This is a genomic window from Salinibacterium sp. VpJ6, from assembly GCF_059767345.1.
The window spans coordinates 1,037,027-1,059,600 of sequence record NZ_JBSOQL010000001.1; the positions used below are offsets into that span (position 1 = coordinate 1,037,027).

The 22,574-nt window shown below is 63.3% G+C and carries 18 protein-coding genes; 6 read left to right on the plus strand and 12 right to left on the minus strand.

All coding sequences use genetic code 11. The annotated features are described in order from the left end of the window. Positions 1–24: 24 nt before the first annotated feature. Genes ACWTV1_RS05110 through ACWTV1_RS05120 form a run of 3 tightly spaced genes read left to right on the plus strand, consistent with a single transcriptional unit; the run spans position 25 to position 2,814 of the window. The gene (locus ACWTV1_RS05110) at positions 25–465 is read left to right on the plus strand and encodes an FMN-binding protein (protein WP_498504377.1); all 441 of its coding nucleotides are present in this window, start codon (positions 25–27) and stop codon (positions 463–465) included. Next, a complete protein-coding gene (locus tag ACWTV1_RS05115; RefSeq protein WP_498504378.1) occupies positions 449–1,309 on the plus strand; it encodes an FAD:protein FMN transferase in 861 nt (286 codons plus the stop codon). Before ACWTV1_RS05110 ends, ACWTV1_RS05115 begins: the two co-directional genes overlap by 17 nt. Next, positions 1,306–2,814, plus strand: a complete 1,509-nt coding sequence (locus ACWTV1_RS05120) for an FAD-dependent oxidoreductase (RefSeq protein ID WP_498504379.1) — start codon at positions 1,306–1,308, stop codon at positions 2,812–2,814. The genes ACWTV1_RS05115 and ACWTV1_RS05120 overlap by 4 nt, the downstream gene beginning before the upstream one ends. Here the strand turns inward: ACWTV1_RS05120 and ACWTV1_RS05125 are convergent. Continuing rightward, on the minus strand, positions 2,811–4,706 hold the full coding sequence (locus tag ACWTV1_RS05125) for a heavy metal translocating P-type ATPase (RefSeq protein ID WP_498504380.1): 1,896 nt from the start codon (positions 4,704–4,706) through the stop codon (positions 2,811–2,813). The two genes, ACWTV1_RS05120 and ACWTV1_RS05125, sit on opposite strands and share 4 nt — an antisense overlap. Positions 4,707–4,886: 180 nt before the next feature. Here ACWTV1_RS05125 and ACWTV1_RS05130 point away from each other — a divergent pair, with 180 nt between their 5' ends. Then, positions 4,887–5,399 (plus strand): DUF805 domain-containing protein, encoded by a 513-nt coding sequence (locus tag ACWTV1_RS05130; RefSeq protein WP_498504381.1) that lies wholly within the window; start codon positions 4,887–4,889, stop codon positions 5,397–5,399. Here ACWTV1_RS05130 and ACWTV1_RS05135 read toward each other — a convergent pair. From ACWTV1_RS05135 to ACWTV1_RS05150, 4 genes are all read right to left on the minus strand, one after another. Then, a complete protein-coding gene (locus ACWTV1_RS05135) occupies positions 5,396–6,274 on the minus strand; it encodes a Rieske (2Fe-2S) protein (protein WP_498504382.1) in 879 nt (292 codons plus the stop codon). The two genes, ACWTV1_RS05130 and ACWTV1_RS05135, sit on opposite strands and share 4 nt — an antisense overlap. Before the next feature lie 35 nt (positions 6,275–6,309). Then, positions 6,310–6,804, minus strand: a complete 495-nt coding sequence (locus ACWTV1_RS05140; RefSeq protein WP_100388289.1) for a pyridoxamine 5'-phosphate oxidase family protein — start codon at positions 6,802–6,804, stop codon at positions 6,310–6,312. 128 nt (positions 6,805–6,932) lie between these two features. Next, positions 6,933–7,784 (minus strand): NAD-dependent epimerase/dehydratase family protein, encoded by an 852-nt coding sequence (locus ACWTV1_RS05145; RefSeq protein ID WP_498504383.1) that lies wholly within the window; start codon positions 7,782–7,784, stop codon positions 6,933–6,935. Between the two features lie 204 nt (positions 7,785–7,988). Next, positions 7,989–9,203, minus strand: a complete 1,215-nt coding sequence (locus ACWTV1_RS05150; RefSeq protein WP_100388287.1) for an NADP-dependent isocitrate dehydrogenase — start codon at positions 9,201–9,203, stop codon at positions 7,989–7,991. Between the two features lie 105 nt (positions 9,204–9,308). On the opposite strand from ACWTV1_RS05150, the gene ACWTV1_RS05155 reads away from it, so the two are divergent. Together ACWTV1_RS05155 and ACWTV1_RS05160 are read left to right on the plus strand one after the other, a co-directional pair. Further along, positions 9,309–9,761: a GNAT family N-acetyltransferase gene (locus ACWTV1_RS05155; protein WP_487028361.1), complete on the plus strand. Its 453-nt coding sequence runs from the start codon at positions 9,309–9,311 to the stop codon at positions 9,759–9,761. Between the two features lie 73 nt (positions 9,762–9,834). Next, positions 9,835–10,146 carry an MGMT family protein gene (locus tag ACWTV1_RS05160; protein ID WP_498504384.1) on the plus strand — a complete coding sequence of 104 codons (312 nt, stop codon included), beginning with the start codon at positions 9,835–9,837 and terminating at the stop codon, positions 10,144–10,146. Here ACWTV1_RS05160 and ACWTV1_RS05165 read toward each other — a convergent pair. From ACWTV1_RS05165 to ACWTV1_RS05195, 7 genes are all read right to left on the minus strand, one after another. Further along, positions 10,143–11,948, minus strand: coding sequence for an ABC transporter ATP-binding protein (locus ACWTV1_RS05165; protein ID WP_498504385.1), 1,806 nt, complete (start codon positions 11,946–11,948; stop codon positions 10,143–10,145). The two genes, ACWTV1_RS05160 and ACWTV1_RS05165, sit on opposite strands and share 4 nt — an antisense overlap. Next, positions 11,945–13,651, minus strand: a complete 1,707-nt coding sequence (locus ACWTV1_RS05170; protein WP_498505029.1) for an ABC transporter ATP-binding protein — start codon at positions 13,649–13,651, stop codon at positions 11,945–11,947. Before ACWTV1_RS05170 ends, ACWTV1_RS05165 begins: the two co-directional genes overlap by 4 nt. Positions 13,652–13,923: 272 nt before the next feature. Then, entirely contained in the window at positions 13,924–15,123 is a 1,200-nt protein-coding gene (ddaH, locus tag ACWTV1_RS05175; RefSeq protein ID WP_498504386.1) for a dimethylargininase, read from the minus strand. 123 nt (positions 15,124–15,246) lie between these two features. Next, positions 15,247–16,848 (minus strand): bifunctional phosphoribosylaminoimidazolecarboxamide formyltransferase/IMP cyclohydrolase, encoded by a 1,602-nt coding sequence (gene purH, locus ACWTV1_RS05180; RefSeq protein ID WP_498504387.1) that lies wholly within the window; start codon positions 16,846–16,848, stop codon positions 15,247–15,249. Between the two features lie 5 nt (positions 16,849–16,853). Next, positions 16,854–17,438 (minus strand): phosphoribosylglycinamide formyltransferase, encoded by a 585-nt coding sequence (gene purN / locus ACWTV1_RS05185; protein ID WP_498477163.1) that lies wholly within the window; start codon positions 17,436–17,438, stop codon positions 16,854–16,856. Positions 17,439–17,447: 9 nt separating this feature from the next. Continuing rightward, entirely contained in the window at positions 17,448–18,662 is a 1,215-nt protein-coding gene (locus ACWTV1_RS05190; RefSeq protein ID WP_498504388.1) for a cell division protein PerM, read from the minus strand. Positions 18,663–18,827: 165 nt separating this feature from the next. Continuing rightward, complete coding sequence (locus ACWTV1_RS05195; RefSeq protein WP_498504389.1) at positions 18,828–22,427, minus strand: S8 family serine peptidase; 3,600 nt, start codon at positions 22,425–22,427, stop codon at positions 18,828–18,830. Positions 22,428–22,574: the final 147 nt, after the last annotated feature.

The following is a 22,574-nucleotide window of genomic DNA, read 5'->3' on the forward strand; positions in this document are numbered from 1 at the left end:
CACTCGCCAACCTCTGGGAGCCCCATGCGTAACCTCACCGACAACAAGACTGCCGTAGCCCTCTTTGCCGGTGTCACCCTCGTGGGTGCACTTTCCGCCTGCTCGTCGCCGAGCACCGGCACGGGCAGCGGAACTGCCGATGTGAATGCCCCCGACGCCGGCGCCGACTACACCGATGGCACCTACACGGAGTCGGGCGACTACACCTCTCCCAACGGCGCCGAGAAGGTGGATGTCACGCTCACCCTCGAGAGCAACACCGTCACCGACGTCACGGTCGTCGGCTACGGCGAGAACCCCAACTCGATCCAGTTTCAGGGCGAGTTCATCGACGGAATTGCCGACGAAGTCGTGGGTAAGAACATCGACGAGCTTTCCGTCGACAAGGTAGCCGGTTCCTCGCTCACGAGCGGTGGCTTCAACAAGGCTGTCGACGCGATCAAGGCTGATGCCCTCGCCGAGTAAACAGTTTGATGCCATCGGTGCGCCCTGGCAGATCGACACTGCGGAGCCCCTCGGCTCTGACGTAGAGGCTGCCGTAGCGCACCGAATCGAGCTGTTCGACCGTACCTACTCGCGGTTTCGCGACGACTCCCTCGTCACCGCGATCGCACGCACGCCCGGCACCTACACTTTTCCGACGGATGCTCCCCCGCTGTTTGAGCTTTACCGTCGTCTTTACGACGCAACGAACGGAGCGGTCAGTCCGCTCGTGGGCCGCGCTCTGGAAGAGCTCGGCTACGACCGCACCTACTCGCTGCAACCCGCTGCCACCCACACGCGCGTTCCCGACTGGAGCGAAGCCATCAGCTGGAACGGCAGCGCTCTCACGACGCTCACCCCGGCAGTACTCGACGTGGGCGCCGCAGGCAAGGGCTACCTCGTCGATCTCGTGGCGGCGGTGCTCGCCGAGCACGGTGTCATGACAAGCACGGTGGATGCGAGCGGAGACATTCTGCACCGCGGCGCTGGCGAATTGCGGGTCGCCCTGGAGCATCCGCTCGACACCAGCAAAGCGATTGGCGTGGTGACGGTGAGCAACGAAGCGATCTGCGCCTCGGCCCCCAACCGCCGAGCGTGGGCCGGGCTGCACCATATTCTGGATGCTCGCACCGGACTGCCCACCGACCGCATCATCGCGACGTGGGCCATCGCCCGCACTGCCCTCGAGGCCGACGGCCTCGCCACCGCACTGTTCTTTGCCGAACCTGCGGAGCTCGAAGCCGAGTTCGACTTTCAGTGGGTGCGGATGCACTCAACCGGCCGAGTCGAGCACTCGGCGCACCTCACCGGAGAAGTATTTCTATGAAACGTTGGCTCGATCGAACCCTCGGCGCCGTCGCCATGTACAAGCTGGTGCTCGGCAGTCTCGCCGTACTCGCTGTCGTGTCGATCGCGCTCGCGTTCGTCGGCCTCGTCTCGCCTGACCCCTTCGCGCTGCTCGCCAGTTTGCCGGTCGCGGTCGCGTTTAGCTACGGCGCCAGTTGGCTCGGAGCCCGCATCGTGGGTCAGCGAGCGCACCTCGAATCGTCGCTCATCACGGGGCTGCTCGTGTTCTTCATCATGGCACCGAGCCTGCAGCTGTCTGGACTGCTCGCCATTGCGCTGGCCTCAACGATTGCCGCGGCATCCAAGTTTCTCATCGCATTCCGGGGGCGCCATATCTTCAACCCGGCGGCACTCGGCGCGTACGTTTTCATCTTCGTACCGCTCGGTTTTCCGACGTGGTGGGTAGGAACCCCCTGGCTGCAGCCGCTCGTTCTGATCGCCGCGTTCCTCATTCTGTACCGCACGCAACGCCTCGATCTCGGGCTCACCTTCGTGGTGGTCGCGGCCGGCATCCGCATTGCGTTCACGCTCGCTACCGGTGGCGACCTGACCGAGGCGCTCAGCTTCACGTTCTTGTCATCTCAGATGATCTTCTTTGCCGGCTTCATGCTGAGCGAACCACTCACTTTGCCGCCGCGACGCTGGCAACGCCTCAGCCTCGCGGTGCTCGTCGCCCTGCTCTTCGCCATCCCGTTCTCGATCGGTAACTTCTACAGCGACCCATTGCTGGCGCTGCTCATCGGTAACCTCGTGGCGTTCGCGTTCACCCAGCGCCGCACCATTCGGATGTCGCTCACCGAGACCGACGAGATCGCTCCCGGAACGTGGCAACTCACTTTTGCACCGCACCGGCCGATCCTCTTTCGGGCGGGCCAATACATCGAGCTGTCGCTGCCGCACTCCTCTCCGGACTTCCGCGGAGTGCGCCGCTACTTCACGATCTCGTCAGCACCGGATGCCGGGGCCACCCTGACGGTGACGTTCACGGTCGCCGAAAACTCCAGCAGCTTCAAGGCTGCCCTCTTGGCGCTGCCGCGCGGTTCTCAAGTGAACGCGACGGGAATCTGGGGCGACTTTGTACTCCCCCGCAAAACGAGCGAGCCGCTCTTGCTCGTCGCCGGCGGCATCGGCATGACGCCCTTTGCGAGCCAGATCGCGCACGCTCACCGTCACGACGAAGAGCGTGACATTGTGGTCATTTACGCCACCTCGAGCTCGGCAGCCCTGCCCTTCAGCGATGTTCTCACCGCCGCCGGTGTGCGCGTCATCGTGTTCGGGCCGCAACCCGCCGACGCCCTTCCGGCAGGCTGGGTTCTCGGCAGCGAGGGGCGCCTGAACGGCGACGCTCTCTCCGCACTCGTGCCCGATCTAGCCGACCGCCGGGCTTACCTTTCGGGCCCGCCCGCGCTCGTCAGCGATCTGAAGGCGACGTTGCGAGCAAACGGCACCCGCCGCATCCACACCGACTATTTCTCGGGCTACTAGCTCGGCGCCTGCACGCGCTCCGCGGTCGAACGTGGTGAGCCGCGCAAACGACGCTGAAGGCTCAACGCCCGTAAAGCGTTGAGAATCGTCACGAGGTCAACCACTTCTTGCAGCGCAGCGCCCACCACGGCGGGCAGCGCGCCCGTCATGGCAAAGAGCATGAGCCCGATGCTGATGGCGATTCCGATCCAGATGCTCTGCAACGCGATCTGCACGGTGCGCTGACTGACCTGCACCGCGGAGACGACCCGGTGCAGATCGTCGACCAGGATCACGACATCGGCCGATTCGCTCGCCGCCGTTGAGCCTTTCGCGCCCATCGCGATGCCGACGTCGGCGGCTCCCAGCACTGGCGCATCGTTCACGCCATCGCCGACCATCACCACCGGATGCGGCGAGGTCGCGTGCACGAGCCGCACCTTGTCTTCGGGAAGACACTCGGCGTGTACTTCGCTGATGTGGAGTTCGTCGGCCACCTTGCGCGCCGTCTCTTCCACATCGCCTGTCAGCATCAAAGTGTTCTGAATGCCCAGCTCGCCCAACTCCGTGAGCGTGCGCGCTGCTTCGGGCCGCACCGCATCGCGCAGCACAATAGCGCCGGCGTACTGATCATCGATGCTCACGTACACGGCAGCCTCGCCGCTCGCGAGGTCGATGCGAGTCAGCGCGGGCGCCTGCTGCGCCACGAAGGCGGGCTTGCCCACCGTCACCAGCCGAGCCCCGACGCGGGCCTGCACGCCGTGCGTGGCGACTTCGCGGGCATCCGCTACCTCGGGCAGATCGAGCGAGCGTTGCTTCGCAGCCTCGACGAGGGATGCCGCGAGCACGTGAGACGAATACTGCTCGGCAGCAGCGACCAAAGCCAGCAGTTCGTCGGCGCTGAGCGCGCCCTCGGGCCGCACCTCGACGACCACGGGTCGCCCACTCGTGAGGGTGCCGGTCTTGTCGAACACGACAGTTTTCGCGCGGGCGAGAACCTCGAGAGTGCCGGCGTTCTTGACGACGACGCCGTAGGTCGAGGCGCTCGACATGCCAGCCATGAACGCTACCGGGGCCGCAATCAGCAGCGGACACGGCGTCGCCACCACGAGTACTTCGGCGAAGCGCACGGGGTCACCCGAGATCCACCAGGCGATTGCGGCGAGCCCAATCGACACGAACGTGAAGGGCACAGCATAGCGATCGGCCAACCGTACGATGGGCGCCTTGCTCGCCGCCGCCTCGGTGACGAGCTGCACGATGCGTTGGTATTGGCTGTCGGATGCGCGGGCGCTCGCCTGCACCGTGACAGCTTCTGGCCCATTCACCGACCCACTCAAGAGGAGGTCTCCGGTCACTTTTTCCACGGGCATGCTCTCGCCCGTGAGCGACGATTCATCGACGGATGTCGCGGTGGAGACCAGCACGGCATCCACCGGCACGATCTCCGAGGGACGCACCACGAGGCGATCCCCCACGGTGACCTCGGTGGCGGGCACGTCAACGATGTCGCCGGACGCCGTCACCTGATGCGCAGTTTGCGGAACGCGACCCAGCAGCGCATTCAGCTCGCGCTTGGCCCGCCCCGCCGCGAAATCTTCGAGAGCTTCTCCACCGGTCAGCATCAGCACGATCACGATGCTTGCCCAGTACTCGCCCACCACAACGGTCGCGACGATGGCGGTGACCGCCAGCACATCGAGCCCGAACTCGCGTTTCAGAAGTTTGCGCACCATCGACACCGCTTCGCGCGCCGCCACCGCGAGCGCGTAGAGCGAGAGCAGCCAGGGCACAACGGCGGATGCCGCAGTCCAGTTCAATGCCAGCCCCACGACGCCAACCACAACCGTGAGTGCAACGAGCGGGTAGCGGCGCACCGCCGAGCCCAGCGTGATGGAGCGAGAAGTAGCCATACCTTCGTTCTACTCTCGTTCGCGGCATCCGGCCAGCCAGCACAGGCTCCCCTTAGCAGTGGCTCGGGGCAAGGTTCGGGGCCGGGTCGCTAGGCTCGACAGCATGACACGTCGCCGACCTCGGCATCCGGGGCATCCGATCCCCTTTCAAAGCGACAACCGCTCACCTAAGCTGAGGGCATGACCTCCACCGCCGCGGCAGCGCTCACGATCGACCCGGAAAGCGCCCCGCTGCCCGGAGCGTCGATGCGGGTGGCGATGCGCCGGTTCTTCGATCGATCGTTCCGGATGCGCGGTCGTGCCAGTCGCAGCGAATACTGGTGGTGGATGCTCGTGAACCTCGTCGTGGTCACGACCCTCCAAGTCGTCGCCCCGCTGATGATCGCGGGCCGTCCGCTGAGTGATGCGCTCAACTTTGGCCCCTTCGGCTCGCTTGTCTATCCCACTCTGAGTATCGCGAGTTGGAGTGACTCCACGACCGCGAATTCGCCGGTGCTCGTCGCTCTCGCTTTCATAGTGGGAGGCTGGGTTCTACTGACCGCGATCCCGGGAATCGCGATTATCGTTCGGCGCCTCCACGATTCGAACCTTTCCGGCGGGTGGGCGTTCTTTGCCCTCTTCCCGCTGGGGGCGATCATCGTGCTGGGACTCGCCCTGCGTAGTTCAGACCCTGAGGGTGCGCGCTTCGACTAGCGTGGCAAGCGAATCTCCACCGTGCCATCGACGACGCGGCTCTCGAAACGCGGCTGCGGACTCGTCGCCGGACCGTGGATGACCTCGCCTGTGTCGAGCGAGAATGCGCTCTGGTGCCAGGGGCATTCCACACACGCGCCGCCCGGAGCGGAATCGTCCTCGACGACGTAGCCGTCGTGAAGCTCGGCCCCGAGATGGCTGCAGGTGTTGGAGAGCACCGAGACCCGCTCACCCCGACGGAAGACCACTACTTCAGTGCCTGCGACGACGCGCTTCTCGAGAGCGCCCTCGGGCAAGTCAATGAGTGGCGCTAGCTGCTGCCAGCCGCTGGGAAAGGTGGCTTCGACATCCGGCGCGTGACTGACGCCCGCGGCCTGCCGATAGGTCAGGTGCCCGCCGAGGTAGCCGCCGCCTGAGGCAATCGCAAGCCCGGCATAGCTCAGCACTTTGCCGCTCGTGTGCTTTCCGCGGGAGCGCTGCACGAAGGATGCCGCAAAGAAACCCGTGGCCACGATATTGACCGCGGCATGCACAATGCCCACGCGCTGCTGCTTCTCGTCGAGCTGCGACCAATCGGCAAAGCCAGCGACTGCCGTGCCGCTCGCGCCCAGCACTCCGACGCCGACCAGGGCACGCGATGCTTGTTCGGTGCCTGGCACGGCGTCGAGCACTCCGGCTGAGATCCACGCTCCCAGCGGAACATGCACGCCCAGCGGATGCACGGGGTGCCCCATCGGCACGCCATGAAGTACGTCTCGCAACCACCGAGGGCGAAGTACTGCATCGACGACGCCCCGCGTCTTTTCGACGGCGGGATCAAGCGAAGTCGCCTCCTCGAGGCGATCAACGTTTCGTAATACTGGCAGTCGTTTCATCAGTTCCTCGTCCCTGGCAAGTGCGGTTGAATGAGTTAGACCGTGACCGACTCAGAGGATCCGGTCTGAGGCTGGTCTCCGGTCACTTTCGCGGCAACGACGCCGACGAGAGTCGCGACCTTGCCCGGGCTCTCCCAGTACTGAGCCGATTCGCCCTTGACATGAATCAAGACGACCGAGGGGTCGGTCTCTCCGCCCTCGAACCACACGTCGGTGAACGAACCCCACAGCTCCGACTTCTTCGCCTGGTCGCGCACGACTTCAGCGGTGCCGGCGAGCGACAGCCACTGCGAGGAGCCCGAGTAGGAGACGTTCACGTGAGGGTGGGCCTGAAGCTGCTGCACGGCATCCGCGGTGTCGGAGGCAAGGAACCAGCAGTCGCCGTCGAACTCAGCCTGCTGAACCGTCATGGGGTGGCTGTGCAGAGCACCGCTCGCGGCGACCGTGGTCAGCATCGCAATTCGGGTGCTCTTCATGATGGAGCGGATGGTGTCGAGCTGGTCTGCTGTTGCGTGGCTGTGAGATGACATTGTGTCTCCAATTCGTCGACGGTTGCGCAGTTGTGCTGCGCTTCGACGCTAGGGAGCGATCCTCAACACTGGCCGAGTGCTAGCCGAACGTTAGATGAGAGCGACGAGTCGCTTTTCTGCGAACGACATCAACGATGACGAGTGCCTTCCCCCGCGAGCACCGCCGCATACCCTTCGCGGTAGCTCGGATAGGTAAACGAGAAGCCTGTGCTTTTCAGCAGCGCGTTGCGACAGCGCTTACCGCGGCCCCTGCCACCGGTGGTTCCGCTTGCACGTTCGAGCGGAATGGGTTGCTCAATACTGCGAGCGAGAAACTCGATGACCTCGCGCTGATCCGCCGGCTCATCATCTACACCGACATAGATGCTGGCGGGCGAGGAGGCCATTGTCGCGAGGTGCACGATGGCCGCTGCAGCGTCATCCCGATGGATCAGATTGGTGAAGTAAGGGGCGGGTGCCACCGTTTCAGCCCCGTCACGGATGCGGTCGATCTGTCGGGTGCGGCCCGGCCCGTAGATGCCCGCCAAGCGAAGAACCGTCGAATTGGCGACGCCCTCGAGCAACAACTCTTCGGCTTGCCGCAACACGGTCGCTGTCTCCGTCGTCGGCGTCGCCGGTGTAGATTCGTCGACCCAGGAGCCGTCGCTGACGCCATAAACGGCGGTCGACGAGACATAAATGACTCTCGGTGCAGCAGCGCAGTCTCTCTCGATAGCAGCGGCGACGTTCCGCACACTGTCGACGTAGGTCGCGCGATAGCCCTCGCGCGTGCGCTGATCGGGGCTGACCGCAATTACGACGATGCTGGTATCGGAGGGAAGAACCGGCATCCGCGCAGACAAATCAACCGCTTGCCCAGCGATTTCGAGCGGCAACTTCTCGATCGAACGACGTAGGCCCACTACAGAATGCCCCAGCGCCGCAAAGCGGAGCCCTGCTTCGATCCCTAGGTCACCGCATCCAGCTATGACGACCGTCACTGTTGCCTCCTCACGATGCACCGCGCGGCACGCTGTCGCGTTCTGCACGAGCGAGCACCGCACAGCACCCGCCGCTCAAGAATAACCAGAGCAAGCTGGGTGAGCTCCTGCGCGTGCACACAGAGAAGGGCCCGAAAGCCGAAGCTTTCGGGCCCTTCGTGAACGTCGTGGCGTACGCCAGTCAGTTACCGCGTGAGACGCAGATTATGCGAGGCGTGCGGCCAGGTTCTTGTCGAGCGTGTCGAGGAACTCTTCGGTGGTTTCCCACTTCTGGTCCGGTCCGACGAGCAGCGCGAGGTCCTTGGTCATGTGACCACCCTCCACCGACTTGATGACGACATCTTCCAGGGTCGAGGCGAACTCGATGAGCTCCTGGTTGTTGTCGAGCAGTCCACGGTGAGCGAGTCCACGGGTCCACGCGTAGATCGAGGCGATCGGATTCGTGGAGGTGGGCTTGCCCTGCTGGTGCTGGCGGTAGTGACGCGTCACGGTGCCGTGAGCGGCTTCTGCTTCAACAACCTTTCCGTCTGGCGTGGCCAGAACGGAGGTCATGAGGCCGAGCGAGCCGAAGCCCTGAGCTACGGTGTCGGACTGAACGTCGCCGTCGTAGTTCTTGCACGCCCAGACGTAGCCGCCCTCCCACTTCATGGCCGAAGCGACCATGTCGTCGATGAGGCGGTGCTCGTAGGTGAGGCCGGCAGCTTCGAACTTGTCCTTGAACTCGGTCTGGAAGATCTCTTCAAAGATGTCCTTGAAGCGACCGTCGTAGGCCTTGAGGATCGTGTTCTTCGTCGAGAGGTACACGGGGTAGTTACGCGAGAGACCGTAGTTGAGGCTCGCGCGAGCGAAGTCAACGATCGAGTCATCGAGGTTGTACTGAACCTGAGCGATTCCGTCGCCGGGGGCGTCGTAGACCTCAAACTTCATGGGCTCGGAGCCGTCTTCGGGAGCGAACTCCACGGTCAGCTTTCCCTTGCCCTTGAAGAGGAAGTCGGTGGCGCGATACTGGTCGCCGAAGGCGTGACGGCCGATGATGATCGGCTTGTTCCAGCCCGGAACCAGACGCGGAATGTTCGAAATGATGATCGGCTCGCGGAAGATAACGCCACCAAGGATGTTGCGGATGGTGCCGTTAGGGCTGCGCCACATCTTCTTGAGGCCGAATTCTTCAACGCGGGCTTCGTCGGGGGTGATGGTTGCGCACTTGACGCCAACACCATGCTTTTGGATGGCGTGAGCCGCATCGATGGTGATCTGGTCGTCAGTTGCGTCACGGCTTTCGATGCCGAGGTCGTAGTACTCGAGGTTAACGTCGATGTACGGGTGGATCAGGGTGTCCTTGATCCGCTGCCAAATGATTCGCGTCATTTCGTCGCCGTCGAGTTCGACGACGGTGCCTTCTACCTTGATCTTGGACAAGCTTTGCTCCTTAGTTAGTGGCCTCTACCAGCTTACTCTTTTTCCTAAGTATCTCGACATCGAGATACCTTGGCGCATCTGTCTACCGCGGGTTAGCCTGTATTCATGGGTGAGCTAAGACTTGAAGAATTATCGGCAAGCACCATCGTGGCTGCCAACAACCTCTCGCTGCGTCGCGGGCAGGAGCAGTTCGTCACACCGCCCTCCTACGCGATCGCGGATGCGTTCATCGATCCGCTAACTTCGTGGCCGCGCGTCGTCGTAGACGGCGACAAGGTCGTGGGATTCGTTCGCGGCAACTTCGATGCCAACGCTTCTCAAGAAGAGTTCCGCAGCTGCATCTGGCGCGTCAGCGTTGCGGGTGATGAGCAGGGTCAGGGAATCGGCCGCTTCGCGGTCAAGGCTCTCGCCGAAGAAGCTCGCAGTCGCGGCTTCGACCGCATCACGGCCATTTGGGAAGAGGGCGACGATGGCCCCGAGCAGTTCTTCCTCAAAGTGGGCTTCCAGATTGTCGGCGAAACCCAATATGGCGAGAAGCTGGGCGAGTACACGCTCTAGAGCGTGACCTCTCCCCTGCTCCTTTCCCGCACTCTCGCTCGCCAACCTGACGCTCGCTGACTGAACGCTCACGATGCCCGCCCCCAGCGACGATTTCGTGAGCCGCGTGCTTGAGGTCGTTGAATCCATCCCACCCGGGCGCGTGATGACGTACGGCGAGGTGGCTGCCACGATCGGCTCGCGAGCCGCGCGCGCTGTCGGAACCGTAATGGCCCGCTACGGCTCCGAGGTGGCGTGGTGGCGCGTCATCCGTTCGGGCGGGCATCCACCCCTAAGTCACGAAGATCGAGCACTCGTGCACTACGAGGCCGAATCGACGCCACTGAAATGGGTGCCCGACGGCGAGTACCGCGTCAACCTGCGGTTAGCGCGGCACCACCCCTAAACGAGCGAGTTACGCCAGGCAGCGTGCAGTTGCGCGAACTTGCCGGAGCCCGAAATGAGTTCTTGCGGGGTGCCGTCTTCGATCACGCGGCCGTGTTCCATCACAAGCACGCGGTCAGCAATCGCGACCGTAGAGAGACGGTGCGCGATGATGACAGCGGTGCGATCGGCGAGCAGCGTTTGAAGGCCGGCCTGCACGAGTCGCTCGCTCGGGATGTCGAGCGACGCGGTTGCCTCATCCAGAATCAGCACCACGGGGTCAGCGATAAACGCGCGCGCGAACGACAGCAGTTGTCGCTGCCCCGCGCTCACGCGACCACCTCGTTTGTTCACGTCGGTGTCGTAGCCGTTGGGTAGCGCTTCGATGAACTCGTGCGCGCCTACCGCCTTCGCGGCCGCGATGATCTCATCGCGAGTGGCATCGGGCTTACCGAGGGCGATGTTGTCGGCAACGTTGCCCGAGAACAAATACGCCTCTTGCGTGACCATGACGATCGCACGGCGCAGGTCTTTCGGGTGCAGCTTGCGCAGGTCAACGCCGTCGAGCGAGACCGTGCCCTGGCTGGGGTCGTAGAACCGCGAGATGAGCTTCGCGAGTGTAGATTTACCGGCACCCGTTGTTCCCACCATCGCGACCGTCTGACCGGCCGGCAGCTCGAGATCGAACTTCGGCAGGATCACTTTCTCCGAGTTGTACGCGAACTCCACGCCGTCGAACTTCACGGTGCCCTTGGCCTTGCGCAGATCGATGGGCGTCGTGGGGTCGGCAACCGTCGGGCGCTCTTCGAGCACTCCCGAAATCTTTTCGAGTGCCGCTGCAGCCGACTGGTACGAGTTGTAGAACATCGCCATCTCTTGCGCCGGAGCGAAGAATTGACGCGCGTACAGCAGCGCACCGAGCAGGGCACCGATCGCGAGGTCGCCGGTCGAGACGCGCAGTCCGCCCACAAGCAGAATCATTGCGAGGGCCACGTTTCCGATGAGAACGAGACCCGGGTCGAAGATTCCGAACAGTTGGATGACGCGGGCGTTGGCATCCCGGTAGTTCTCGACGAGCCCACCGAACTGTTCGCGGTTGCGCTCTTCCTTGCGGAATGCTTTGACCGCACGGATGCCGGTCATGGTCTCAACGAAGTGCACGATCAGCTTGGCCGAGGTGGTGCGCGTCTCGCGGAAGTGCAATTGCGACCGCAACTGGAACCAGCGCGTGAGGAAGCCAAGCGGAACGAGGGCGCAGAACAGAATCACGCCACTCACCCAGTCGAGCGAGAACATCGCGATCGCGATGAACCCCATGTAGAGCGCGCCCTGAACGAGCTGGTTGATGCCCGAGTCGAGCAGTTCGCGAATCGCATCGAGGTCGCTGGTCTGGCGCGCGATGATGCGGCCCGAGGTGTAGCTCTCGTGGAATTCGAGACTCAACCGCTGGGTGTGCAAGAACACGCGCTTGCGCAGGTCGAACAGAATCGCTTGGCTCACGCGTGCGCTGAGCACGGTATACCAGGCGATCATCGAGGCGCCGATGATGCCCGTGAACAGGTACGCCCCCACGGTGATTCCGAGGGGCAGCGCGTCGCCGTCGATAAGCGCCGGCAGAGCACGGTCGATGCCGAAAGCGATCAGTGCGGGGCCCGCAACTTGAGCGGCGGTACTGACGACAACAACGACCATCGTGAGAATCACGCGGGCGCGCAGCGGCGCAATCAGCGAACCAAGCAGTCGCAGCGAACGCTGACGAATCTGGCGGCTCTCATCCTTGGTGTAGTCGTTACGCTCTTCGCCGGAGGTTCCCATCACGCTCATGAGCTGACCTCCTGTTCTTCCTCTTCGAGACTGGATATGACGTATCGGTAATGGTCGCTCGTGGCGAGCAGGTCGGAGTGCTTTCCGACTGCGGTGACCTTGCCATCTTCGAGAAGAGCAACCCGGTCGGCGAGCATCACGGTCGATGGCCGGTGAGCAACGATGAGTGCCGTGGTGGAGCTCAGCACTTTGCGTAGCGCCGCCTCGACGAGAGCCTCAGTGTCCACGTCGAGCGCGGAGAGCGGGTCGTCGAGCACGAGTACCGCGGGCTTCGCGGCAACGGCGCGAGCGAGCGCGAGGCGCTGACGCTGACCGCCCGAGAGGCTCAAGCCCTCTTCACCCACGAGGGTGTCGAGGCCGTTCGGCAGGTCGTAAACAAAGTCGGCCTGCGCGATGCTGAGTGCTTCGCGCAATTGCTCTTCGCTCGAGTCGGGGCGACCCATGAGCACGTTCTCGCGCACACTCGACGAGAACAGCGTGGCATCCTCGAACGCCATTGCCAGGTGACGACGCAGCTCCAGCAGAGTGAGGTTGCGGATGTCGACGCCGTCGATACTGATCGAGCCTTCTGTCACGTCGTACAACCGTGTCGTGAGCGCCGTGATGGTGGACTTGCCAGAACCGGTGAGACCGACAAGAGCCATCGTCTCCCCCGGCTCGATGCTGAGGTCGACACCATTGACGAGGTCGGGAACGTTCGCGGGCGAATCCGGGTAGCGGAAGTGCACGTTCGTGAACTGCAGGTGCCCCTTGCTCTCCGTGATCGTCTCCGGGTTCTCGGGATCCGTGATCGGGTTGTCGGAGTCCATGACTTCGAAGAAGCGGTCGGCCGCGGTGCGCGCGTCGAACGTCATCGAGAGCAAGAAACCGATCGATTCCACGGGGAAGCGCAATACGGTCGCGGTCGCAAAGAACGCGACGAGGTCGCCGGCCGAAATGTTTCCTTCGACAACGAGCCAGACGCCGCCCAGCAGGCCGAGGGCGAACATGACGTCGGGTACGAGCAACAGCCACAACCAGATGCCCGCAATGGCGCGAGCTTTCTCAATCTCGGTGCCGCGCAAGCTTTCGGCCTGAGCCGAGAATCCAACGAGCGCGTGCTTGCCGCGACCGAATGCCTTGAGAACACGGATGCCGTGAACCGACTCTTCAACGGCCGTCGCCAAGTCACCGGTCTGGTCTTGACTGCGGCGAGCCACGATCGAGTACTTCTTTTCGAACACGTAGCCGTAGATCCAGAGCGGAATCGAGGTGACGATGAAGATCACGCCGAGAATCCAGGAGATGTTGACGAGGAAGATCAACCCCACGATGATCGTGAGCACGTTGACCACGAGCAGCACGAGCCCGAATGACAGCCAACGGCGGATGAGGCTCAGGTCGCTCACGGCGCGCGACAGCAACTGCCCGCTGGGCCAGCGATCGTGGAAGCTTACCGGCAAATGCTGCAGGGTCATGTAGAGCGTGTTGCGCATGCGCGCTTCAACGTGGGTTCCGGGCGTGAGCACGAAGTAGCGGCGCAGTGCGATCATGATCGCTTCGACGATGCCGAGCCCGAGGACGATAAAGAATGCGGGCCAGATTTCGCCGGAGTCACCCGACTGCAGCGGGCCGTCCACGAGCGAACGCAGCACTTGCGGGATGAGCAGCGCAACGATGCCGGCCGCGAGCGCAGCCGCCATGCCGAGATAGATGTGAGGCATCGCCGGTTTGGCGTACGGATATACACGGCGGATGGCCGCAAAGGTGCCCACGGCTTTGACGCGCGGGGGCTGGACAGAATCGTGAGACAACGTGGTTCCTTGACGAAAAGGGATCACCGCGAACGGTGATCGTGATTACTGCGGGTCGCTACGGCGCGACCGTGAACCGCTGCAATTCGTCAGCCAGACGCGGAGCAGACAGCTTTTTAGAATATGCCTGCTCCGGCCTAACCACAATCGTTAGAAGCTAAATTTTTTGACAGAGTCTCAACTCAGCGGATGCGGACGGAGAGGCACGTGACGCAGCCCTCCATCTTCTCAAACTCTGACACGTCAACAGTCACGACGCGATACCCGAGGTTCTCGATGAGAGCCGCGGTTTTCGGGGCCGACGATGACATCAGCACCGCGTCATCCGACAGCACCACAACAGCGGCACCTTCGGCCTCGGGCACGGCCAAGAAACGGTCATAGAGGTCGACATTGTCGACGAGATCGGGGTACCCAATGATCGTGCCGTCGGGAAGTGCCGTGACACCGCTCTTGAGGTGCAGCACTTTCTCGACCGGCACGGCAATGAGGGTGTAGCCCAGGGGCGTTACGATCGCGCGCAGCTGGCGGATGCCTTCAGCATTGGTGCGACCACCGCGGCCCACATAGACCGTGGAGCCAACCTTGAGAACGTCGCCACCGTCGAGCGTTCCGGGCTGAGTGATCTCGCGAAGCTCGAGGCCCAGGTCAGTGATACTGGCGCGAATTGCATCGATCTCGGGCTGGCGGCTTTCGGCGCCGGGGCTCGTGAGCACGGCAACTTCGCCGAACATCACGACGGTGTCTTCGATGAAGACCGAGTCAGCAAGCTCATCGGCAGCGGGCACCTCGATGGTCTCGAAGCCGTTGGCCTGGAGCGCTGCGACATAGCCTTCCCACTGAGCATCCGCGAGTTCGGCGTCGACGGGAACACGGTCAAGGTGCGTGAGCTCGCCGTCGGCCATACGTGACGACGGCGCACGAACCAGAGCGGTGAGGGTGGTCGGTTGGTGAACCGGCCGGGCAATTGCTGCCCAGACACGACGACCAACGGTGACAGCCGCGATGATGGTGGCAACGACAAAGATGAGGTTGGTACCCAGCAGACTGGCCAAGATGAAGGTCATTGCCTCGGGGTTCCACTCGGCACCTGACGCGATGATCCCCAGTGCGGTTCCGAAGAATGCCGCAGCAATACCCAGCACAAGGCCCGTGACCGCAGCGGTGTACCAGAACCGGTTGATTTCCAGCGCTGCCGCTAGGGAGTACAACACGAACAGCACGAGCGCCATCGGCAAGAAGTACTCGGCAATCGCCGGAAGGTTCTCGGCCGCGGCACCGTTCGCCGTGAAGAACGCCAACCCAGTTGCGAGGTACACGGTGCCGGCAACGGCAAGTCCTGAAATAAAAGCTGCGCCGAAACGCGTTCCCACACTAATCATGCGCCCAAACCTATCTGTATCAATCTATGTTTTTGCCTTGAGCGCGCGCGAACGCCTCTCAACCGCGCGTCAGCGTCCGTAACGCGAGCGAGTGCCGCGCTGCGGTCGCGCTGAAGGTCGCGCTTAGTGGAAGAAGTGGCGCTCTCCGGTGAAGTACATCGTCACGCCAGCTTCGATCGCTGCCGCAATGACCTCTTCATCACGAATGGAACCACCGGGCTGAACGACCGCACGAACACCGGCATCGAGCAGCAACTGGAGTCCGTCAGCAAAGGGGAAGAACGCGTCGCTGGCCACAACCGAACCCTTGGCCCGGTCGCCGGCACGCGAAATTGCGAGCTGGCACGAGTCAACACGGTTCACCTGCCCCATACCGACACCCACGGATGCTCCGCCGTCGGCAAGCAAGATAGCGTTCGACTTCACTGCGCGCACTGCACGCCACGCGAACTCAAGGTCAGCGAGGGTCTCCGCATCGGCGGCGTCGCCCGCAGCGAGCGTCCACGCCGATGCCGGCGAGAAGTGCGCGTCGAGTTCTTGCACGAGCATGCCGCCCGAGATCTGGCGTAGTTCGCGGCTGTCGCGGGCGTAGCCCTCGGGCAGCTGAAGCAAGCGCAGGTTCTTCTTAGCCTTCAAGATTTCAAGTGCTTCGGGCTCGAAGCCGGGAGCAACGACAACCTCGGTAAAGATCGGGGCGATCGACTCTGCTGCAGCCTTGGTGATGATTCCGTTGGCCGCAATAACTCCGCCGTAGGCCGAGATGGGGTCGCAGGCGTGCGCCAAAACGTGGGCTTCTGCGATGCTGGCCGCAGTGGCGATTCCGCACGGGTTAGCGTGCTTGATGACCGCGACAGCGGGAGTGTTGTGGTCGAAAGCGGCGCGCAAAGCGGCGTCGGCATCCACGTAGTTGTTGTACGACATCTCTTTGCCGCCGAGCTGCGTGGCCTGAGCGATTCCGGGCTGAGCAGCAACACCGTAGAGGGCTGCTTCTTGGTGAGCGTTCTCGCCATAGCGGAGTCCGGCGAGCTGGTCGGCAGCAACGTCGAGGTGAGCCGGAGTGGTGGGAACGGATGCCGCGGCAGCGTCGTCGCCCAACAGAGCGCCGGTCATGAACCACTGCGACACCGCGGTGTCGTAGGCGGCGGTGTGCGCAAAGGCTTGCGACGCGAGCGCGTAGCGCTGCGCGAAGGTCGTGCCCTCGCCCGCGGCGGCGGCAATGATCTCGTCGTAGCTGTCGGGGCTTGTGACGATGGCGACGTTGGCGTGGTTCTTGGCAGAAGCGCGCACCATGGCGGGGCCACCGATGTCGATCTGCTCCACGATGTCGGCGGGAGCGGCACCCGAAGCGACGGTCTCGACGAAGGGGTAAAGGTTGACGACGACCAGGTCGAAGGCCTTGATACCGAGGTCAGCGAGCTGAGCTTCGTGCGATTCGAGGCGGAGGTCAGCCAGAATGCCGGCGTGTACGGCGGGGTGCAGTGTCTTGACGCGACCGTCGAGCGACTCGGGGAAACCAGTGACGCTCGATACCTCGGTGACGTCGTAGCCCGCTTCAGCAATCGTCTTCGCGGTCGAACCGGTCGAGACGAGTTCGACGCCCGCGTCGGCAAGCGCGCCGGCAAGGTCGAGAAGTCGCGACTTGTCACTCACGGAGATAAGCGCGCGGCGGATCGGAACGACATTGCGTTCGCGGAAATCGGCAGGATTGTGACGGGGGCCGCTCATGGGATTCAGAGTTCCTTTAGGTTGATGCGATTGGTGGCAATGTCTTCGATCGTCTGCACCAGCAAGCGCCGTTCCACCGGCTTGATGCGAGCATGCAGATGTTCTTCGGTATCCCCCGGCTCGATCGCAACGCGCTCTTGCACGATGATCGGACCACTATCGACACCGTTGTCGACCTTGATAACACTGGCGCCGGTCTGGGTTGCCCCCGCCGTAAGAGCATCGCGAACCGCGTGCGCTCCCGGAAACTCGGGAAGGTACGCCGGATGCGTATTGATGATGTTGGGCGAGAGCGCTTCAACAACGCGCGGCGGCAACAGCTTCATGAAGCCGCTCAGCACCACGAGGTCGGCGTTCCAGAACTGAATCTGCTCGAGCAGCTCATCGCCCCACGCGTCGCGGTTCTCGAAGTTTGACATCGCCACCGAGAAGGTCGGAATGCCGTAGTGCTCGGCATGATCAAAACCGTCCGCAGCCCGGTCGGCGCCGACGGCGATGACACGAGCGGGAAAGTCGGCACTCTCGGCCGCTTCGAGCAGGGCAGCGAGGTTAGACCCGCCCCCAGAGATCAAGACAACGAGTGTGAGCACCCACCCAGCCTAGCGCTCAGTGAACCCGTCGTCAGCGCGTTCCGGGCGAGCAGCCGCCACGAGGCCGAGCCCCGCCGCGACCGAGAATTCAAGCGCAGCCCACGCGGCGACGATCCAGGGCTGGGGGCCGACATCCACCAAACGGCCAGGACCAGCTGAACCAGCGGATGCCCAGGCCAGCCCTCCCACGATTACCGCGGCCGTGACACCGATTCCCAGCGCCACTATCGCCAGCTCGCGGCGACGAAGTTCGCCGGCGATGCGCGGGCCAAGAACGGCGGCGACCAAAAAGCCCACCACAATCGGAGCAAGCAGCCCTACGAAACCGAAAGCGAAATCTCCCCCGGGTAGCGCGCCCAACAGCGGGATCGCGGGAACGGGCCCGAGCGTGGTCGCAAGCGGTGAGACCGCCGAGCCGGTGCCAATCGCAAAGCCGGGGCCGACGAGCCACGAGGCCGCCCAGATGACGACGTTGGGGAGAAGAGCGAGTTGGCCGATCGTGACCGCGACGCCACCCAGTACCTCGGTGTGAAGCCCTTCGTAGAGCGTGATGATGTCGGCGAACGACGTGACAATCGCCGCCGTCGTGATGAGCGAAGCGACTGCGAACAACCCGGCAGCCGCGATGGCGCCACCGCGCAGAGAGGTCGAGACGATCGTGCGCACGTGAGCTGGCCATCCAGAAATCCAGCGACGGATGCCCCCAGAAACGGGATTGCTTGCCGACACGATCTGGCTGCCGATCAGCAGGCCGAGCGCAAAGACGAGGGTCGGCAACAGAGTGCCCTGCCACAGCGACGGACGCGCCACCGGGTGCAGCGCCGACAGCGTCAGTACGAGCGACGCCAACCCGAACGTCGCAAGGGACGCGAGCGTGCCTAACAGCACGTGCGAAGTCTCGGCGACGCGGCGACCAGCGCGCACACCCAAGAGAAGAGTGAGCAGGGCAAAGCCCAAAAGCGCCATCGTGATCGTGACGGGAGTGCTCGCGGCGGCAAGGCCGACCGAACTCGCCACTGCCGGATCAAGGACGACGGTGATGTCGGTGCCATGACCGACGAGCCAAATGTCGACCGCCGTGCGCCAGAACACCGTCCAGTCAATCGCCAGACCGTAGTGGACGCCCCACAGCAGCGTCAGCGGCACCAGCGGAATCGCAATCCCGATAGCGACAACGAGCAGCGCCTCGAAGGCGGCGAAGAGGAGGGTGAGCTGGCGATTCATGTCGTTGCCGAGAGTACCCCGCAGCACCCACAAGCGCGCTGCGGCCTACCGCAAAGCGGCGATCTCACGGCGGAGATTCCCGCACGAAGAAACAACAACGACTGGCCACCCGTGGGGAGGTGACCAGCCGTTGTTGTCGTGGGTTAGCTACTGAGTGAGTGCCGCCTAGAAGACGATCCAGACCCAGTCGTTACTGCTCTTTGAGCCCGTGACGTTGTCGCCGGCCGGAGTGAACTCCGCGCGAACCTGGTGCAGGCCACGATCAAGCTTCGGCAGCTTCACCGTCACCTTTCCGTTGTCCGACTCGTCGAGCGTGATCGTGTCGACCTTCTTGCCGTCGACGGTTACCTTGACCGTTCCGGTCGCGGCAGCATCCTCGCCAGTAGCGACGCGGATGGTGGCGCTCACGGTGTTCCAGGAGAACGCGATGTGCTTGCTCACCGACAGGCTCACGCTCGAGCTGTAGTTGATCATCACAGCCTCGGAGGTTGCGCTCGCGCTCGGCAGGTCCTTCTTGCTGGCGGTGACAACGACGGTAATCGCCTTGCCCTCGTCAGCCTTCGTGACCGTGTACTTGCGCTTGTCGGCGCCGGCGATGTTCTCGCCGTTCGCCTGCCACTGGTAGCTGTACTTCAGCCCGTCGACATCCCACTCACCGGGGTTAGCCGTGAGTTTCTTGCCGACCAGAGGCTTGCCCGAGATCGTGGGCAGAACGGTGTTTACCGGAGTTCCCGGCAGAACGTCCTCCTGCGTCACAACTTCAATTGCGGTGGTGGCACCCGTGTCGCCATAGCTCACCAGACCGAGGTAGTTCGTGAACGGGGCAAGGCCCTCCCACGATGCGGTGTAGCTCACGGCTTCGCCCTGAACGCCCGACAACACGGCAGGGTCGAGACCCAGCGGCTCTCCGGCACCCGGAACAACGGCGAAGGTTCGCACGTCGAACGCGGTAGCGGGATTAGCCGCATAAACCGAGGCGAGCACGAGGTAGTTACCCGGAGTCGGATCAGCAAGGTTCACTCGCTCATCCGCAGCACCCGTGGCTGACTGCCACCCGGCAATAGGCGTGCCCGCGTCATCAAGCAGGTACACGACGAGGTCGAGGTCTGCCGTGTCGTCGATCGAGTCGAGATCGAAACGCGCGTAGGTCGTGCCCTCAGGCACGGTTGCCGCGTACTGGAACTCATCTCCGGCAACACCAGATCCCGAGTGATCGGTTTCGGTGCCCGTGGGGTCCTCATAGAAGACACCAGCGGTGAGCCCGGTCGAGGTCAGCGGGATGTCGCCATTTCCGCCGGGCGTGACCGTCACTTCGACGGCGCCGTAAGTGCCGGTTCCGCTAGCTGTGTCCGGCGCCAGGATCGTGACGGGGCGTACTGCGATGGGGCTGTGCACGACAGTGTCGCCGCTGGTCCACGTGAGAGCACCGGTCGTGAACTGGTCGAGCGGAGCATCCGTTCGGCTGATTGTCACTTCGTAGCTCTGAGTTTCGCCTGCCGCACCGAAGGTCAGCGTGGAGGGCGAAACGGTGGCGTCGATGCCGGGCACCGAGATGGATGCCTCGAACGTGCCCGCCTGAGTGGAGGTCACGGTACGAGTAATCGTTTCGGGCGCCGTCAGCGAACCGATACCAATGGATGCCAGGTTGAGGTTGCTGGGATCGATCGCTTCGACCGCGGGGTCGAGCACGTCGTAGCCAGCGCCCTCAATGTAGGACAGCCAATCGCCGATGCCGTTCAAATAGAGCAGGCCAGGTTCAAAGAACTTGGTGGGGTCCACGTGACCCGAGCCCTGTGTGAAGGGATCAGTAACGGGATTTCCGTCGCCGTCCACGGTGTCGTAGGCGGTTGTCATGAACGCCGACTTGATCTCGGCGGGAGTCGCGTTAGGGCGCTCGCCGAGGTACAGAGCGGCGAGACCAGCAACGTGCGGCGACGACATCGAGGTGCCCGAGAGCAGTGCGAACGTGGGCTCGGCTCCTTCAGCGTTGGCGCTAGCGGCGAGGATCCCGACGCCGGGGGCCGACACGTCGGGCTTGATGATGTCGCTACCGTCAGCTTCAACGGGACCGCGCGACGAGAAGCCAGCGACCTGAGGGGTCGGCGGCTGGTACGCGGTTTCGTTGCCCGGCGTAAAGGTCGCCGTGGCGCCTTCAGTCGAGGCGTACGCAACAACAGCATCGCGATACTGAGCATCCAAGTGGATGGTCGGAATCACGTGAGTGTCGAGGTCAGTCGAACTCGGAGTGACGTTGACGAGAACCGAGCCGATACCGCCGGCGCGAGCAACCTCGGCCGACTTGTCAACGCGAGCGATGACACCTCGCTCACAGACCACGATCTTGCCGACAACGAGAGCCGGGTCAAGAGTGTCAGCGAGGCACAGGTTGGGGTCAACCGCGCCCTCAAGAGCGACATCCGCAGCGTTGACGAGCTCACCCGTCAGCGGTTCTGCGGCGGGGTCGAGGTCAACTGTGATCGATGCACCGGCGAACTCTTGGCCGTCACCGAGGGTGACTGTGGCTTCGTAGTTCGGGATGGTGCTGGCCGCGACCGTGGTGATCCACGGTGCAGCGTTGTCGAGCGTTGTTGCTCCGGGGCCGTCGTTTCCGGCGGAGGCTGCGACGAAGACGCCGGCAGCAGCCGCACCGAGGAACGCCTGGTCGGTGGGCGACACGGTGCTGGTGGCAGCGCCTCCACCGATCGAGTAGTTGATCACGTCAACGCCGTCAGCGACAGCCTGGTCGATCGCAGCCAAGAGGTCAGTGGATGCACAACCGTCGTCGGTCGTGGCTACGGGATCTGGCCCGCTCCAGCACACCTTGTAGGCAGCGATCTTGGCGGCGGGGGCGACACCCGAGAAGTAGCCAAGGGCGTTGCCGCCGACGTTGGCGTCAACTTCGAGGTTGCCGGCTGCGGTGCTCGCGGTGTGCGAGCCGTGGCCATCACCGTCACGCGGCGAAACGTACTCGCCCACGCTCGCGTCGCCAAGGTTGCCGGCGCCGAAGCCGTCAACAAAGTAGCGAGCGCTGATGACCTTGGTCGTGCAGTCATCGGCGGTGAACTGGTCGCCTTCGGTGCAGACACCCGTGAAGGTTTGACCGTCTGACTTCTCGAAGACGATGGATTCGCCATTGCGGTAGGGATCGGCGCCCGGCGTGCTGCCGAGAGCGTCACCGGCGAAGGCCGGGTTTTCGGGAGCGAATCCGGTGTCGAGCACGCCGACAACGATTCCTTCACCGGCGGTCTCTGCACCGCCAATGGATGCCCAGAGTCCGTCTGCGCCTTCGAGGCCGAGGAATTCAGTTGACCGCTGCGCTGCGGTGATCTTCTTCAGCTCATCCGGAACGATGGACGCAACCAGCTTGTTGGCCGAAAGCTCTGCCGCTTGGGCTGCGGTCAGATCGGCCGAGAAGCCGTTAGTCGCAAGCGTGTACGAGTAGTCGATGTCAGCGCCGACGGATGCCGCGGCATCCTCTTGCTTTTCTTCCAGATACTCGGTGTAGTCCTGCACTACTTGGCGGCGAGTGTCGAGTTGCTCGCCATCGGAAGGGGTTGTTGCATCAAAACCGCGCACACCACCGTCGTAGGTTGCGGCAGCCTGATCCACCATCGTGACGATGTAACGCCCCGGGGTAAATTCAGTTTGGCCGCCGCCACCAATGGATGCTGGTGCAGCTGTGGCGCCGAGTGCGGCGCCGGTAACCAGGGAAGTGGCGACAAGAGTTGTCGTTGCCACCACCGATATGACTCTTCGAATGCTCACGAATGTTCCTATTCTTCTGTGAATGGGACTTGCCTTATTGACGTGCACACGCTGATCAGAGCGTGTTTGCGAAGCTGGTGGTCGGGCACTCACCACGAGCCACTATATGTGCGTTCTACCCCTTTATAGGGGGTCTCGGTCGAGCAG